The sequence below is a fragment of the Legionella sp. PATHC032 genome, assembly GCF_026191185.1.
GTDB lineage: Bacteria > Pseudomonadota > Gammaproteobacteria > Legionellales > Legionellaceae > Legionella.
Genome location: NZ_JAPHOV010000001.1, coordinates 3188681 through 3204702 on the forward strand (window position 1 = coordinate 3188681; position 16022 = coordinate 3204702).

Genomic DNA, 16022 nt, shown 5'->3' on the forward strand with positions numbered 1-16022 from the left:
TTACCATCTATCCAGGCATAGACTGACTGGGCGTCGGAACATCAGAAGATGAGCCTGAGCCAGAGGATTGACCACTCCCACTGTTAGAACTACTGGATGTTTCATCATACTTTGTTTGGCTACCAAGATCTGGTGTACTTGTATTTGTATTCGAGTCTGGCGGCGGACTCAGTTGTGATGAAGTATCACTACTGCTACTAGTGCTATTACTGTCTGTTGGCGGTGATGAAGACTGACTGTCGCTGCCACTGCTACTGCTGTCTGTTGGCGGTGATGAAGACTGGCTGTCGCTGCCACTGCTACTGCTGTCCGTTGGCGGTGATGAAGACTGGCTGTCGCTGCCACTGCTACTGCTGTCCGTTGGCGGTGATGAAGACTGACTGTCGCTGCCACTGCTACTGCTGTCCGTTGGCGGTGATGAAGACTGACTGTCGCTGCCGCTACTTGACGAAGTAGGGGTAGGAGTAGTACTGCTAGAACTGGGACTAGAACTGGAACTCGAACTAGAATTCGAGCTGGAACTTGATTGTTGTGTGGAAGAATTGGGGCTTGGTTTGGGTTCTTCTGAACCAGCCAGTTTATTTTTAATCCCTTCCACTGCTTTATCTACGAGAAAACTGGCGCCAGCTGATATTTTGCCACCCACCCAGTAAAAAGGTTTGTTGATGCCGCCTTGCCATTGCTCGACCAGCTTCATATACCTTTCAATCATTTCCATCTGCGGATCTTTTTTATCATCACCTGCCTTTTGCCCTTCCTGAGGCTTATTTTCAGCACCAGGTTGAGGAGCATTTGAGCCAAATTGCTTGCCGATATTGTCAGCTAATTTACCCAACCCCTTTTTAGCAAGTCCTCCGATTACACTGCCCACTTTCCCCAGCGTACTTTGTTGAGGAGCTGGCTCAACAGGCTGCTCATCTGTTGGTTTCGGTTTTGGTTTCGGCGTTGGCGTTTGTGATTTGGGTTTTGGAGTTTCTGCCATGTTAATTTACCATGTCTGTTGATATCTAAATTATAGTACCTCATCAGGATTTTGTCTGAGGTTACTTTTCCAGGTTTACTGTTCCAGGAATATATTTTTTATTTACTAGTAATATAGTAAAACAAATGAATCAATAGAGCACAATATGAATCAATAATTTACAAAAACTTTACTAAATTAAAATCATGCCTGTAACTCTATAAACCAAGAATAATTATTAATCTTGATTTCTATAAAATTAATCTTTAGATAATTTCCATTAACACAGTATCCTTACATATTTTGAAAAAGAAGGATTTACACTCTTGGATCTATTAACAAAGAAAAATAGTGCAGTACTTATACTAAAATTAAACTGATACAATTATAACTTTTACATTTGTATATTTGCTAATACACTTTCTTCTTGGAAAATGTGTTGGCTCCAAATCAAGTCAATTATTATACAACCACATGGCATGACAATGAACAATGACTACTCTATGAAAATCAATGATTTTCGGTATATGCGCCGCGGAAAACATCTTAGTGAATTACGCTCGGAAGAAGCAAATCTCCTCTCCCCTGTCAATCAACAAGGCAAAGGCACAGAACGAGCATTACTGGTATTGCATGGTTTTTCTTCTTCACCGGCAGTTTACCGATATCTGATTCCTAATTTAAAAAATTATAATGCCATCCTTTGTCCTATATTGGCTGGGCATGCTGAAAGTATAGAAGCCTTTTCAAAATCCACAGCAACTGATTGGCTTCAATCAGCAAAAAACGCCTGTGAACTCTTAATAAATCAATATCAAAAAGTTGATGTTTTAGGGTTATCCCTGGGAGGATTATTAGCCTGTCAATTGAGTCAATTCTTTACTATCAATCACCTCTTTCTTTTGGCTCCCGCATTAAAACTACGCATGCGCATCAACGCCATGCTGAAATTAGCCCAGGTTCTTAAGTGCCTGGGATTTCGGCAACTTCGCAACGCCGCGGGGAATATTATCACCGATGAGCATGCCGAAATCGCTTATAGAAAACTTCCCATTTCCACAATCATTGAAATGCTAACCTTGGCTCGGGAATATGAATGGCTCCCCCCAACTTGCCCGGCAGATCTTTTTCTTGGGACTCATGATCAAGTAGTTGCGTCTCAACAAGTAGAACAACTATTTTGCGATTTACCTAATGTCAAAATACATTGGCTAAAAAATTCCGCTCACGTACTGCCACTAGACAACGATCTCAATGAAATTATTGATTGTATTAATAAAAGCAAATGAATGGAAATCAAAAATTGCCATGATTGATTTGTAACCAATCAAACAACCTGGTATTGGAACTTGTACTCGCTATAACAATTTAGATATTGAATAAGAAAAAAAATCATTGTATTTTAACAACTCATTTTGTTCTTTAGGAATTAAACATGCTTTTTTATAATGCCTCATTAAAAAATGATGAATTAAATGCATCAAAAATTGCTATTTTCGTTACAGGATTAGCCTCATTATTACTCATTGGAAATTATAGTGATGAAGAGTCCTACGAGGATGTCTCTCCCTCTTTCCTTAGTCGGATGATGGAAGATACTCCTAATTACCCATTCACATCCGATGAGGAAGGATTTGAAGTCAACATAGGGATTCCGTTTCAACTGTAATTTATAGCAAGCTAAATTCACCAAGGGTTTACCCTAATGAATTTAGCTCTTTTATCCTGAATAAATGCTAGGGAAACTGCTTATTGTATCTATCAAAATCTTTTAGATCAGATTGACTCCATTCGCGCATATCCAGCACAGAACCATTAAATGCCATGAAATCAGCCCGAGTTTTTGATAAGTTATAATAGTAAATATCACTGGCATCGGTAGCAAGGCTGCTTTGATGATTCACAGCAGAAATTTCTGCTACGGATTTATCATGGGTTTTCACAAAACTACGTTGAGCTCGTAAATATTTCCCCTTAAATTGAGCAAAATCCCATAATTCAACATCCAGCCGATTCACAATTCCAGCCAATTGAATTTTGGCGGCCTTTTTTGCTCTAATGGTTAAAGTATCACTTTTTATCCAATACAAACTTAATGTACCCTTCCCATACATATCAAGCTGTCTTAGATTGACAAAACCAGATATCAGCACTTTGGGATCCCCTTTCAATACGATTTGCAGATTCCTGCTGGATACTCCATTGATTTGAGTCACACCATTACCGACTGCCTCCAGTTTTTGCAAGCCAATATTCCCTGCCAACCTGGTGGTACCTTCATTCGCCAAATACAAATCCAAATAGCTGGTGCGTATATTATTCCCTGTCACAACCCCAGCGCCCTCATAGCGGAAGCGGTTGAGGAATTTGGTTTTAATATCCACAGTCACAGCCCCATAATCCGGGTATCCTTGCCCCAATGATACATAGAGTGTATTTTGTTTTACTACTGTTCTTACTTGAACTAAATCTCTGGGATCACCGCGTAACATGACTTCCGGTTTATTATATCCGGTATGCAAATTAACATTCAGTCGCCCCTGAACCACAATTTGATTGAACGATGACACTTGGCGAAACTGCCGTGTGCTGCTACCTGATTTTTTAACTTCCGCAGGAGGTGTTTGAGGTTTATGGTGGGCGCAGCTTGCCAATACAAAGATAAGTAAAATCAATAAGTAGCACCGCTTTAGCATAATCTTAATTCCTATATCAATAATCTCTCTACATTAGAGGAAGTTTTGACAATGTGCAAGGCAGTCCCCTATAAGGAAACAAGACAATAGTGTTTCTATAGATACTTTGTAAAAAACTCATATCCGCAACGTGAACGCTTATAACCATTTTTCATTACTAAAATCAGAAATGGTGACATTGCTATTACAATAATCATGGTGCTGCGAATGGCTGGCTTTATCAACCAAAGACTCTATAGATTCTTTAAAGGGTAGGAGAGCAGGTAATTGAACATAAATATCCACCAAGACACCATTCTTGCAACTTAAAGTAACTTTACCTGTATTGTTTTCCCCAAAAGATCTTTTAATGAATTCACGTAAGGTAGCCAGCTTTACTGTCTCACCACGATGAGCCGTAAGATATTGGCCAAACTCTGTATCATTAACTTCTGCATTTAGGCGCATGGCCAAAGTAAAATAACTGTCTGTGCTTAAATCCTGACAACTTCCATGCTTGTTCCATTCATGGCGCTCCAGGCAACTGCCATAATTGTAGCTTGGCATCAGTTTTTTTAAATTTTGAGCAACATCAGATGATAAATCCAGCGGCGAGTAATCGCAATGGTTTGTTCGAGGGCGTATTCCACAATAGCCATAATTTTGGCCGCAAGCTTCCTGATTAGGCCATAATCCGTGCAGGATCAAATGATTGGCCTGATAGGCTGTCTTTGTTAACTTCAAACACTCTGGTTTACCTATTTCATACCCGTAAGTTTCACAAAAACCTGGCTGTGAGCTTAAAGCCAACACATAAGAATCAGCCATCCCAGGCGTAAGATCACAGCTCGCTTTGGGACGCTCAGTGTATTCAATAACCCCGCAATCAACACTCACCCAGCGCAGATTAGGTTGATGGTCTGAAAATTGTATACGCAACCAATCCGGTTTGGTTTTATTTATTTCCTTTAATTGATATTTCTGGTTGGGCTCAACCATTAAATTATCAGGATTTGACTTACGATTTTTGGAAAGGTAAGCAGGGCATGATTTTGTTGCTTCGAAAGTACCATTGACGAGAATTGAGGCATTAACACTGAAAGAACAAAAAAGCAAAAGCAGGGTGATTGGTTTTATCATTAAGACATCCTGGCTTGTCTTTGGTATGCTCATTATACCCTAGTCTGATATGAATGCCAGCAATTATTTTTTCATGAAATTGATTAATAAAGATTTTTTGAATACAACTCCATTCCCAATAAAAAAGGCTAATATAGAAGTAGGTACCGGAGAAAATAAATGACCCAACAAGATCCTGTAGTGCTTAAATCCGAGGGAGACAAAGCTTTAGAAAAAGGGGATCTGCCACTTGCCTTAAAATTTTATGAGGACGCTTTGGCCATAAACTCTCAGTTTTCTGGCGCTTATTATCAAAAGGGAACCGTTTTGCTGCGCATGGGTAAAGCCATTCAAGCAGCTGCCATGTACTGGCAAGCTTATTTATTCAGTGAATTCAAAACAGACATAGGATTAATGACGGCAAAAACCCTGGCCCACGCTAATTATTCCTTTTCAGCCTGCAAGCTTTTTGAATCATTTAAAATGGAAGAAATGGATGGCGAAAGCCTCGCCTATTATCTTTATGCTCTCAGGCAACAGGGAAGGGTACAAGAAGCATACTCCTTATTCCCTTATGTACACCAATTCAATATTCCCAAAACAAGTTGGGCAAGGGCAATTATTTTGCTTGATCTCAATAAAATTGAGGAAGCGCGATTCTTACTTGAACCACTTGAAGAAACAGACAAGGATGGACACATCACCATTTTACTTCATGCGGTATATCTGGCTTTAAATGATAAAAAAGCAGTAAAAGCTCTTTTAGACAGGGCAATTCAACGAATACCAGCTAATGATTATTTTTGCTGCCAGCGAATTGCAATTGACATCCTCGATGGCTTAAACAAGACACCGATAGAAACGTATCGCTCTTTCAAACGCTTTGATCTCATCGATGCGGCTGATTATTTTCATCAACATTCGGACAAGCATTTGCTGCATAGTGGGACAACTTATCAGACATTTGATTTATTAGCACCACAGGTTCTTTCTGAAGGCTTAATACTGGAATTTGGAGTGCGGTTCGGTTATTCGATTTCCCATATTGCTGAACTCTTTCCCAAACGCAAAATTTTCGGATTTGACAGTTTTCAAGGTTTACCCGAAGATTGGCACCACGAAAAGGCTGGCTCCTATTCTACCTATGGTAAAATCCCATCCGTAGCAAAAAATGTGACTTTAATCGCTGGATGGTTTAATGAAACTTTGCCCGATTTTAAAAAAAATAACAGGGAACCCATAGCTTTTATAAATATCGATTGTGATCTGTATTCTTCGACTAAACTGGTGTTCAACGAATTAAACTCCCAGATTGTTCCAGGGACTATCATAGTGTTCGATGAGTACATTGGTAATATCAATTGGCGCCAAGATGAATTTAAAGCGTTTCAAGAATGGGTAAAAGAAAATAAAGTGGAATATCGTTATCTTACTGCCAGCTTTTATACCAAGCAGGTTTCAGTACAAATTCTTAAGAGAAAGTGAAAAAAAATTCAATAAAATAATGCCATTTATTGGCATAAAAAAACCACCTTCCTTTTTGTCGCTTTGAGACAAACAATAAAGGAAGGTAATTCAGTGAATACGGGATTATATAGCAGTTACTTCTTCTGCTTGCAAACCTTTAGCTCCCTTAGTAACAAGAAATTCCACACGTTGTCCCTCTAACAAGGTTTTGCGCCCGGCGCTGCTAACGATAGAGCGGAAGTGTACAAATACATCGTCTTGACCATTATCACGACTAATGAAGCCATAACCTTTATCATCATTAAACCACTTAACGTGGCCAGTTTCTTTCACAGACATTTCAAAGTTCCAAATAAAATTAAACAAACACTTGTAACGAGCGATAAGAGAAAAAATACAATGTAATTATCGAGAGAAATTCACGACCAAGGTAAGTATGAGGAAGGAGTTTGTCGAAAAACAAGATTTTAACCAATAATGCTCATAGAACAAGTGACTATAATTATAATACACTATTCTACAAATAGCGAGCATTATGTACAATATCTTCGATAAATGTACCACTTTTATCTTGTTATCTAAGGCCTGTTACAGTGATCATCCAACATTGCAGGCTTCTCCAACGATGCCAGTGGGGATTTCGTTGGTGAAGTAAAAAACTGCCAGGCTCTATGCACATTTTTCCAACTGAAATCTTCTTCATAGCGCATAGTCGGAGCATACATTTCCGTCATGGCATCGGTTGCCTTATTGGCCACACAGGCTACGTCTTCAAAACTTCCCAGAACATAGGAGCCCAAATACATAGTATTGGTACGCTGCTGTTCTTTATCCAGTTGCAAGCGCAAATCCCAGGGAAGAGTTGACATGTAATCTTCCCAGATTTTATCTTTTATAACCGTGACATCAGTTACTCCCGGGATTGATTCCAATTCTTTTCTTAGCGCTTCATGATCAAATTTAAATTCCTTGTTATTGGGCGGCAAATTGACATAAACCGTGCACAAGCGCCCGTCATCGGGATTACTCCGGTTATCTCTGGTTGTGATAAGTGCCAAATGTCCAAAACCTGTTTCCTCAAGCGCTTTTGTAAAAAAATATTGTTGCGGTGGTAATCCCTTGATTTTGTAAACAGCAACCGGATAGCGATAATAATCCAAGCTCACTATACAATTCTTTTCAACTTCAGTTAAATCCAAGCCCAGAGACTCCCAATTTCTTGGCGAAGTAGCTAAAACCAAAGTATCGGCAGTTTCGGTTTGCTCGATGCCGTTATGCACATAAGTCACCGTAACCTTATCTTTTTCTCTCTTAATCTGGGAAACAGCAGCATTGACACGCACATCAAATTGTTCTGCGATTTTCTCCATTAAAAGTTGAAAACCACCATGTATTGCTAACAGAGAAGGCCTGCCAATTAATTGTTCAGCCAAAAGAATATCCGGCATGGTTAGTTTGCCCATGTACTCAAGGACACAATAAGCTGGGCAAAAATTTAAATCCCCATAACCAAATCCAGGCACAAATGGCTTTAAAAAAACAGGTAAATACGTCATGTTGTTTAGCTTGCAATATTCAGAAAAAGGGACTAACAATTTATTTGGAAGTGCTTTTTTATTCTGCTTTGCCTTTTTATAACCATCGTAGTCACTATTAAAAGTCCATAATTCTCCAAACAAATTCATTTCCATACTTATTTTTTCTAAAGAACTGGCTTTTTCAAATAATTGCTTGATTTCTATCGTTTCAGAAGCCGTTGGCATGACTTTTTCGAATTCAATGCCATGCTCAGATAATGCATCAAGAACAACACCATAATTGGGGGCAACCAATGCAGCTCCCCACTCCGTTTTTAACTCAGGGTAATCAGCATCAGAATAAGTATGGCATTTACCACCTACCACAGGCTCACGTTCAAGGAATATACATTCCACTGTCTTATTTTGTAATTTTGCTATTTCCTTTAATCGACGCGCTGCAAATAAGCCACTAGGGCCTGCTCCTATAAAAATTACTTTGGATGGTAATGTCTTCATTGAAATCCTCTTTGGTGAAATCGATTTACAACTTACCTTTGTTAACTACAACCACTCAAATTGGAACTAGTTTCTGTCTATGCAAAATGCCCTGAAATCGAAAAAATATAGTGACTTGATTTTTAAACGACGCATTAAGCAGCTACATGCCTCGGCTTATCCGAAGCATCCAGCACCCACTGCGTGGATACCGCTGACAAGCAGCGGTAAATAGACAATCGATTCTTTAAAATTCAAGCGACTATAACTATAAAAAACAATCACTTATTCTTACTTTGATGAAAAACTACAGTTAACTTAACACAAGGATGGATAAATGAAAACTAACAAAAAATCAGCATCCAGGAATTGATGCAGGCACTAGATTTTTTGGCAGCACAAACTGTAATTCATGAGCCAATTCCAATAGTAACCAATCATTACCTTTTGCCGAACCCATTTGAACAGAGACAGGCAAATGATGGTGGAACATAACCGGTAAAGTCATAGCTGGTAATCCGCCTTGATTAAACAAGGAAGTAAATGGTGAAAACTCTTTCTTTTTTTGTAGATAGTTATTGAATTCCTCATCAGTACGCAATTGACCTATTAATAGGGGTAATTGAGCTAATGCCGGAGTTAATACAATGTCTGTATTTTCCAATAATTGATGCAAAGGCCTAAGTAATTGGTATAGCTTATTTTTGGCAACAATTAATTCATAGGCGGAAACTGCTTTCCCTCTGTAATAAAATTCCCATGTTATGGGTTCCAGTTCATTAATCATTGGTTTTCTGCCACTGATCTGTTCTTGAATTTTTACTTTTGTATACGTATTTGCTGCAATTAAAGTGTGGGCGCATGAGCTTATAGCTTGTAGCTCTAATGGCAAGTGCGCTTCATTTAGTCTGTGGCCTGAATTTTTCAGTATTTCTTTTATTTTCTCTACCGCCTCCTGACATTCCTTTGCAATTGGTACCTCGGCAAATGCACCCTTCAACTCAGTAATGAGCAATTTTTTTTTCTTTCTCGATAATTTGTTAAGTCGCATTGGGTTTATTAAATTTTTAAATAACGCGAGAGTATCTCTAATGGAGCGAGTGAGTATAAAGCTGGTAGCCATCCCGGACCATGACTCATCAACCCATGGCCCGGAGGGAACCAGGCCTGATGTTGGTTTGAATCCAAACAAGCCACAACAAGCCGCTGGAATACGAATCGACCCGCCACCATCGCTTGCCGTAGCCACAGGAGCAATCCCTGCAGTTATTGCAGCGGCCGATCCGCCAGAAGACCCTCCTGCAGTTCTCATAGCATCAAAAGGATTTCTGCAAGGTCCAAATAAGCGAGATTCAGTAACACAGGAAAGACCTAATTCTGAGGTATTTGTTTTTGCAAAAGGTACAAAACCCAGGGCAATCAATTTATCAATTAAATCACTGTTCCTTTCCGCCAGATTATTGGCAAAAAACCTTGAACCCTCAGTTAGCCTAATACCCTCTATCGCATGCCCCAGATCTTTGACTAACAGAGGGACTCCATAATAGGGTTCATTGCCTCTCATTTTCCCAAGACATTGATGCGCATATTCAAAACAATCTGTAACTACGGCATTTAATGAAGGATTGACTTCACACAAGCGCTCTTGTGCACACCGCAACACTTCCTCAACGCTAACCTGTTGATCTTTTATCAGTTTAGCGAGCTCATGCACATCATAATAAGTGTATTCATTGACAAACATACCGAATTCCTGCGATAACGAGATAGCTTTTTATAAAACAGCGCATTTCTCTTTGCCAGATCATCTATAACATTATAGCTGTTGTTATCATAGTCATCTGATGGAGCTTAACCAAATTATGACGGCATACAATCCGGCAGGAGCTTCGTGATTACAAAAAAAGATATAAATAAATTGTCAGTATTGACAGTAAAAGAACAATCGTCACAAGCCATCGCTTTTATAGATTTAATTTCTAAAATGGATTAATAGGAGGTAAATTACTGTTTTTTCGCTTTTTCACAGATTGGTTACGTTTCACTGCATGCACAGCCCGTAATAATTCATCCCCACGCCATAATGTTTTTTCCTGACTTCGATACAACACTTGCGAAAGCAGATGCAATTGCCTCTTTAAATGGGCATCTCTTACCAATTGGGCTAAATCAGTTAAGTTAAGCATTGGGGCATCAGGCCATTGCAAAGAAGCCCATTTTAAAACAGCATCACGAGCTTTTTGGGGATTGCATTGATTACAAGCTTTATTTAAAGCATCCAAAGCTTTTTTATACTCCTTTTTACTGGAGGACCTTCTCGGCAGCTTTTGCCATATCCATAAACTTAAAGTGATTAACCAGGCCAAACCAAAAAATATTGCCAGTCCAACAGCCCAAACTCCTGATTCATGAGAAACCGGCTCAGAATCTGGGACTGATTGACTACTGGCTGAAATTTCTTTATCAGTCACTTGAGGGTTCGCAGTATTAGTCTTGACTGAAGTTGAAGGGATGATATCTAAACTTCTTGGAGGCAAAACGGCTATTTCTTCTTTACCTGTTTCAGTATTAAACCAGGGAAGACGCAATTCGGGTATTGTCGTTTTACCAGCTTTATTGAATAAATAAGTGACCTTGATTTCAATACTGCCAATAAGCTCACCCTGCCTCACCTGATTGCGTTCCGCTCCTTTCTCTGGATAAACGCTAAAGAAATTGGTTTCATCAAAGGCAAGAGAAGGTAATAATTGAGCTGGAATGCCTACTCCTTCCAATGTCACTGTGCGTGTTAAAGTGCTTCCTTGGCTAAGAGTCTGATTGCTGTTTTCGTATTGCTCAGATAGCTTAACTTGTTTTGCTGGCAACCATAGTTTGCCTTGAAACTTATCAGGGATTGGTTTGACAGTTAAGTTAATCGTTTTATCTGTGGCTTTGATGCGTTGAGGGTTATAATCATACACAAGAGCATTAAAAGTCGGTGATATGATTTTCAAAGAACCACTTTTTTGTGGGTATATGGCATAAGTTTGTTCCTCAACAACATAATTAATGTTGTTATGAACAGCATGGTAACGTTTCGCATCCCCTAACGGAATCAACAAGGCATCATCCACTTTTGGACCTTGATAATCAGCATCTAACAATCGTTTGCTATTGTATAATTTGACCGTATAAATAATTTGTTGATTAACATAAGGTTTTTTCTCATCCACTTCAGCCGTCAGAAAAACGTCCTGCTTTTGAATAGCATCATCAGGCAAAGGCTGTGTTTTGGCATTAGCCTGAACATTGATAGTGATGGGAAGACTTTGTTCAAGACCTACTTTTATTGGGGGAATAGTAAAAATGCCTGGCTTTAAGGCTCTCAAAAGTACAACCCATTGACTTTGTGATTGCGCCTGCCCATTAATAATGGAATAGTTGACATGCCTTTCTGTACCCAAAATCACAAAATCCTTTTGCAATGCAGTCAGGTCAGGAACTCCTCCACCCTGTTGATCTTCTTGGGTAATGGATAATTTAAAGGTTTCTCCCATCGTGACTTGAGAAGGTTCAAGCTCGACTTTGATTTCTGCAAAAGATAATAATGAAAATAAACTCAATAAAACCCATAGCATTAATTTCTTCATTGGTACCACCCACGTTCTCTACGTAAATGATCACGTAAAAATTTTTCTCTCATTAATCCACCCGGATCATCAGGTATTAATCGCAACCATTGCTCTTTAGCAAGTTGTTTCTCCTGATTCGATTCGGACTGAATGTCTCCCTCTTGCTTATCATTTTTCTTATTTTGATCTTTATTCTGCTTGTCCTGATTTTGCTGATTCTGGTTCTGTTGATCTTTATTCTGCTTATCCTGATTTTGCTGATCCTGGTTCTGTTGATCTTTGTTCTGTTTGTCCTGATTTTGCTGATCCTGGTTCTGCTGATCTTTGTTCTGTTTGTCCTGATTTTGCTGATCCTGGTTCTGCTGATCTTTGTTCTGTTTGTCCTGATTTTGCTGATCCTGGTTCTGTTGATCTTTGTTCTGCTGATCTTGGCTTTTTTTCTTTTCTTTATCTTTCTTCAACAATTCACTGATTAATTTTCGATTATATAAAGCATCCTGATTGTTTGGGTTAAATGCCAAGGCTTTGTCGTATGCTCGTATTGCTTCCTCATATTTCCCCAGGTGCGCTAAAGCATTTCCCTGATTATAATAGCCTTGTTCTGTTTTTAACTCATTAAATAATTTTGCTGCCTGTTCATAATCTCCTGCTCTGTATGCTGCACTTGCAGCCCAGTCACTGCGCTCAAAAATATCTTTAGCTTTTGCAAATTGCCCCTTTTCCATCAAATGTTGCGCTTGTTGATCGGGAGTAAACCATAAATCAGACCAACTAAATGCATTAAGTTGATTCGATATGAATGAAACTGCCACAATAGCTAAAACCCGCCACATCATACGGTCACCCTTTGCATCCAACCTCGCTGAAATACGGGTAATAATAAAAACAATGCCGGAATTAAAAACCAACGGCCTTCATCACGCCATAATGGAATGTCGTCATTTTTTTCAAGGGCAAATTTTTCTTTACCTTGAGAGGAGCTCAACCACCTTTCCAAATCACTTGAATCAGGGGAGTATGCCAATAAGTATCCATCTCCTGCGTTTGCGAAGCGTTGAAATAAGGGGTTCAAATTTTTATCGGATCTAATTGGCATAATTGAAGAGAATATGCCTGATTCAGCCAGCTTTTTTGCTTTTTCAATAGCGCTTGAGGAAGGGGTTTCGGCAGTTAAAACTAAAATTTCACCATGCTCATAACCTGCTTGCTTAATTAATTGGCTAGCCTCCTCCAAAGCACTGTCCAAATTATACCCGCCAACAGGCATGATATCAGGGGTCAACGTAGACAATAAGGAAGATATCGTTTGACCATCGTCTGTTAAAGGGGATACAACGAAAGGCTCACCTGTAAACACAATCAAACCAAACTGCCCTATATCCTTTCGGGTAAATAAATCATGTAATTTGAATTTGGCCCGACTAAGGCGATTTGGCGATAAATCCCCAAGCATCATTTTATCTGACATATCCAATAACAAAACCCTTGGTTGAATTGGCTTATAAGTAGATTGTGGCAATTTATACCAGGTTGGGCCCGAAACACTCAAAATCATAAATAAAATACTAAAAAACAGAAATGATAAGGATAAGGCGCGTTTACTCTGGCCCTTACTTAGTAATAAATGCTCCAGAAGATTGGGATCACATACTGCCTCCCAAGCATGTAATTTTGGTTTTTGCCGCCAGTAAATTACTGCCAACGCAAGCAAAGGCACTATCATTAATAAGCACCATGGTCTTAAAAAATGAAACTCAGCCATCATGACTTAAGCCCCTCTCTGCTTTTAAAAAAGACCTTAAGTACACAAACAAATCCGCCTTGCTAATCAGCCAATAAAAACATAGCAACAAGGCAAAAGCGACGAACCAGGGATAATATTCTTTTTGAGGTCGAACAGAGGCTTGCTCTTGCTTCACGGTTTCTAACTGATTGATGGTTTGGTATATGGATTGTAAAGACTCAGGATCTGTCGCCCTGAAGTAACGACCACCTGTCATTTTTGCCATTTCTTCCAATGTCTTTTCATCCAATTCGGCAGAAAGGGTGGGCGCAAAAAAATCACCTGTTAATGCTCTTGGATCTGCCTCGGAACCTAACCCTATAGTATAAATTTTGATTTCATCTTGCTTGGCTAACTCCGCCGCTTTTAAGGGGGCTAATACACCCGAATTGTTCGCTCCGTCCGTCAGTAAAATAATCACTCTTCCTTTGGAGGGAACATCTTGTAATCTTTTGACGGCTAAACCTACTGCATCACCAATCGAAGTGGTTTTACCTGCAAGACCAGCAGTTGCATCGTCTATCCTCATTAATACACTATGTCTGTCATAGGTTAATGGTGTTTGCAAATAAGCTCGAGTACCAAACAGAATCAAACCAATTCTATCTCCAACTCTGTCTTCAACAAATTGTTCTGCAGCCCTTTTCACGACAAACAAACGACTGACTGGTCGGCCATGTAATAACATATCCGTAATTTCCATGCTGCCTGAAAGATCCAATACCATCATGATATTATATCCTTCTCGTGTTACAGGTTTTGGTTCACCAACCCAGCGCGGACCGGACAGGGCGATAACCAGCAATATCCAGACTAAAACAGGAATTAATAGCAGCGTTTTAGCCGAGATTAACTGCCTCTCCTGTTCAACAATACCTGCCATTGCCTCAAAAAAAGGAACCTTCAATGCAGCAGGTAATTTTACTTTTGCCCGCGGTAACAAATACCAGAAAAACAAAGGAACAGGGATGAGTAACAAGACCCATGGGGTAGCTAATTCGAACATGCCCCCCCCCTTTGCTTAATCCATTTTTCCGCACGAGTAAATAAAGGATTTAAATTCAGTGTATCCGATGTTTTATAGGGTGAATCCAATAGCATCGATTTAACCGGAGTAAAATCAATCCCCTTGCCAGTCTGATTTAAGAATTCAAGCCATGCTTCACCATGCATACTGGCAACTTCTACTCTTGGATAATAAACCAAGGCAACTCGCTTTAGCAATTCAGAAATACGGGCACTGGCCAGTTGAGTGTTTTTATCTTTTTCATACTGTTCTTTGTAGATTTTTAATAAACCTAAAGCCTGTTTCTTGGGTAATGCATTAACATGTCTTTTATAAATGAAATAAGCAATTCCTGTCATTAAAACAACGATAAGAACCATTAAACCATACCACCCTGGCGCAAGAGGCCACCAACTGACAGGCTCAGGCAAATGAATGTCTCTTAATTGAGCTAATGGTTCCGCTTTAGCCACGAGACCTCCGGGGAAAGGTCAAGCGCGCCAATTGACTGAGATTAGTATCAGCCGTCACCTGGACATACTGAACTTGCAACCGCTTAAATTGATCATTTAAGCGTTCAATTCTCTGCTGGCAATAGAGCTGATAAGCTGTATTAACAGATTCCAGACCAGTATCTAATATGATTTCCTGTTTACCATCGCTAATGGCATATTGTTGTGGCTTTGGTGGGGTCAATTCAATTGCGTCACAAATATGATAGGCTAATATGTCATTATGGCCTCGTAAACGATTTAAATGCTTCTCGCACTCAGCATCCATAGAATAAAAATCGCTTATTAAAACAAGTATACTTCCAGGTCGAATGACCCGACGCAGCCTCATTAAGGCGTCACTTAACATACGCGGTTTTTCTTCTCGCTGAGCATCTGTTTGAGCGGTATATCGACTTAAAGAAGCCAATAAAGGGAGTACGCCTGAATCTCGTCCTCGCGGAATAAACTCACTGTGTTCCGTAGCTGAAAAAAAGAATCCTCCTACACGATCTCCTTGTTTTATCACGGTCCATGCCAAAAGAGAGGCCAATCGTGCAGCAACCACTGACTTAAATGCTATCTTGGTACCGAAAACCATGGAAGGATTAAAATCTACAAGTAGAACCACTGGCCTTTCCCGCTCTTCCTGATAAATTTTAACATGAGGTCTTCCTGTACGGGCAGTAACACGCCATTCCATATGACGAATTTCATCACCAGCCTGATAATTCCTTACTTCCGCGAAATCCATCCCCCGTCCACGAAATTTGGAAATATGGTTTCCAGAACGCAACGCCCTTCCTTGCGGCTTATAATGAACAGAATGAACATACCGTCTTAAATCGATTAATTCGCTTAATTCAGCTACAACTCCGTCAGTCATAAAAACCT

Annotated in this window: 15 protein-coding genes; 3 read left to right on the forward strand and 12 right to left on the reverse strand. The window is 39.6% G+C overall.

Annotated features, from left to right (window positions below):
- Positions 1-7: 7 nt before the first annotated feature.
- The gene (locus OQJ02_RS14195) at positions 8-982 is read right to left on the reverse strand and encodes a hypothetical protein (RefSeq protein WP_265719625.1); all 975 of its coding nucleotides are present in this window, start codon (positions 980-982) and stop codon (positions 8-10) included.
- 482 nt (positions 983-1464) lie between these two features.
- On the opposite strand from OQJ02_RS14195, the gene OQJ02_RS14200 reads away from it, so the two are divergent.
- On the forward strand, positions 1465-2250 hold the full coding sequence (locus tag OQJ02_RS14200) for an alpha/beta hydrolase (protein ID WP_265719845.1): 786 nt from the start codon (positions 1465-1467) through the stop codon (positions 2248-2250).
- A 146-nt stretch (positions 2251-2396) separates the two neighbouring features.
- Positions 2397-2630, forward strand: a complete 234-nt coding sequence (locus OQJ02_RS14205) for a hypothetical protein (protein ID WP_265719626.1) — start codon at positions 2397-2399, stop codon at positions 2628-2630.
- A gap of 67 nt (positions 2631-2697) precedes the next feature.
- On the opposite strand, the gene OQJ02_RS14210 is transcribed toward OQJ02_RS14205, so the two are convergent.
- Positions 2698-3657, reverse strand: coding sequence for a GIN domain-containing protein (locus tag OQJ02_RS14210; RefSeq protein ID WP_265719627.1), 960 nt, complete (start codon positions 3655-3657; stop codon positions 2698-2700).
- 138 nt (positions 3658-3795) lie between these two features.
- Positions 3796-4776 carry a ribonuclease T2 family protein gene (locus tag OQJ02_RS14215; RefSeq protein ID WP_265719628.1) on the reverse strand — a complete coding sequence of 327 codons (981 nt, stop codon included), beginning with the start codon at positions 4774-4776 and terminating at the stop codon, positions 3796-3798.
- Positions 4777-4935: 159 nt separating this feature from the next.
- On the opposite strand from OQJ02_RS14215, the gene OQJ02_RS14220 reads away from it, so the two are divergent.
- A complete protein-coding gene (locus OQJ02_RS14220) occupies positions 4936-6240 on the forward strand; it encodes a class I SAM-dependent methyltransferase (RefSeq protein WP_265719629.1) in 1305 nt (434 codons plus the stop codon).
- A gap of 105 nt (positions 6241-6345) precedes the next feature.
- Here OQJ02_RS14220 and OQJ02_RS14225 read toward each other — a convergent pair whose 3' ends face one another.
- The 9 genes from OQJ02_RS14225 to OQJ02_RS14265 all read right to left on the reverse strand — a co-directional run bounded on the left by OQJ02_RS14225 (position 6346) and on the right by OQJ02_RS14265 (position 16014).
- Positions 6346-6561 (reverse strand): cold-shock protein, encoded by a 216-nt coding sequence (locus tag OQJ02_RS14225; protein ID WP_011216684.1) that lies wholly within the window; start codon positions 6559-6561, stop codon positions 6346-6348.
- Between the two features lie 239 nt (positions 6562-6800).
- Positions 6801-8258 (reverse strand): FAD-dependent oxidoreductase, encoded by a 1458-nt coding sequence (locus OQJ02_RS14230; protein ID WP_265719630.1) that lies wholly within the window; start codon positions 8256-8258, stop codon positions 6801-6803.
- 334 nt (positions 8259-8592) lie between these two features.
- A complete protein-coding gene (locus OQJ02_RS14235; protein ID WP_265719631.1) occupies positions 8593-9981 on the reverse strand; it encodes an amidase in 1389 nt (462 codons plus the stop codon).
- Between the two features lie 235 nt (positions 9982-10216).
- A complete protein-coding gene (locus tag OQJ02_RS14240; RefSeq protein ID WP_265719632.1) occupies positions 10217-11866 on the reverse strand; it encodes a protein BatD in 1650 nt (549 codons plus the stop codon).
- Positions 11863-12684, reverse strand: a complete 822-nt coding sequence (locus tag OQJ02_RS14245) for a tetratricopeptide repeat protein (RefSeq protein ID WP_265719633.1) — start codon at positions 12682-12684, stop codon at positions 11863-11865. Before OQJ02_RS14245 ends, OQJ02_RS14240 begins: the two co-directional genes overlap by 4 nt.
- The gene (locus tag OQJ02_RS14250; protein WP_265719634.1) at positions 12681-13613 is read right to left on the reverse strand and encodes a vWA domain-containing protein; all 933 of its coding nucleotides are present in this window, start codon (positions 13611-13613) and stop codon (positions 12681-12683) included. Before OQJ02_RS14250 ends, OQJ02_RS14245 begins: the two co-directional genes overlap by 4 nt.
- Entirely contained in the window at positions 13603-14637 is a 1035-nt protein-coding gene (locus OQJ02_RS14255; protein ID WP_265719635.1) for a vWA domain-containing protein, read from the reverse strand. Before OQJ02_RS14255 ends, OQJ02_RS14250 begins: the two co-directional genes overlap by 11 nt.
- Entirely contained in the window at positions 14625-15110 is a 486-nt protein-coding gene (locus OQJ02_RS14260; RefSeq protein ID WP_265719636.1) for a DUF4381 domain-containing protein, read from the reverse strand. Before OQJ02_RS14260 ends, OQJ02_RS14255 begins: the two co-directional genes overlap by 13 nt.
- Complete coding sequence (locus OQJ02_RS14265) at positions 15103-16014, reverse strand: DUF58 domain-containing protein (protein ID WP_265719637.1); 912 nt, start codon at positions 16012-16014, stop codon at positions 15103-15105. Before OQJ02_RS14265 ends, OQJ02_RS14260 begins: the two co-directional genes overlap by 8 nt.
- Positions 16015-16022: the final 8 nt, after the last annotated feature.

What these genes read in the sequence shown, in the direction of transcription:
- OQJ02_RS14195 (WP_265719625.1), bottom strand. Translation starts at nt 982, where the DNA reads ATGGCAGAAACTCCAAAACCCAAATCACAAACGCCAACGCCGAAACCA.
- OQJ02_RS14200 (WP_265719845.1), top strand. Translation starts at nt 1,465, where the DNA reads ATGAAAATCAATGATTTTCGGTATATGCGCCGCGGAAAACATCTTAGT.
- OQJ02_RS14205 (WP_265719626.1), top strand. Translation starts at nt 2,397, where the DNA reads ATGCTTTTTTATAATGCCTCATTAAAAAATGATGAATTAAATGCATCA.
- OQJ02_RS14210 (WP_265719627.1), bottom strand. Translation starts at nt 3,657, where the DNA reads ATGCTAAAGCGGTGCTACTTATTGATTTTACTTATCTTTGTATTGGCA.
- OQJ02_RS14215 (WP_265719628.1), bottom strand. Translation starts at nt 4,776, where the DNA reads ATGATAAAACCAATCACCCTGCTTTTGCTTTTTTGTTCTTTCAGTGTT.
- OQJ02_RS14220 (WP_265719629.1), top strand. Translation starts at nt 4,936, where the DNA reads ATGACCCAACAAGATCCTGTAGTGCTTAAATCCGAGGGAGACAAAGCT.
- OQJ02_RS14225 (WP_011216684.1), bottom strand. Translation starts at nt 6,561, where the DNA reads ATGTCTGTGAAAGAAACTGGCCACGTTAAGTGGTTTAATGATGATAAA.
- OQJ02_RS14230 (WP_265719630.1), bottom strand. Translation starts at nt 8,258, where the DNA reads ATGAAGACATTACCATCCAAAGTAATTTTTATAGGAGCAGGCCCTAGT.
- OQJ02_RS14235 (WP_265719631.1), bottom strand. Translation starts at nt 9,981, where the DNA reads ATGTTTGTCAATGAATACACTTATTATGATGTGCATGAGCTCGCTAAA.
- OQJ02_RS14240 (WP_265719632.1), bottom strand. Translation starts at nt 11,866, where the DNA reads ATGAAGAAATTAATGCTATGGGTTTTATTGAGTTTATTTTCATTATTA.
- OQJ02_RS14245 (WP_265719633.1), bottom strand. Translation starts at nt 12,684, where the DNA reads ATGATGTGGCGGGTTTTAGCTATTGTGGCAGTTTCATTCATATCGAAT.
- OQJ02_RS14250 (WP_265719634.1), bottom strand. Translation starts at nt 13,613, where the DNA reads ATGATGGCTGAGTTTCATTTTTTAAGACCATGGTGCTTATTAATGATA.
- OQJ02_RS14255 (WP_265719635.1), bottom strand. Translation starts at nt 14,637, where the DNA reads ATGTTCGAATTAGCTACCCCATGGGTCTTGTTACTCATCCCTGTTCCT.
- OQJ02_RS14265 (WP_265719637.1), bottom strand. Translation starts at nt 16,014, where the DNA reads ATGACTGACGGAGTTGTAGCTGAATTAAGCGAATTAATCGATTTAAGA.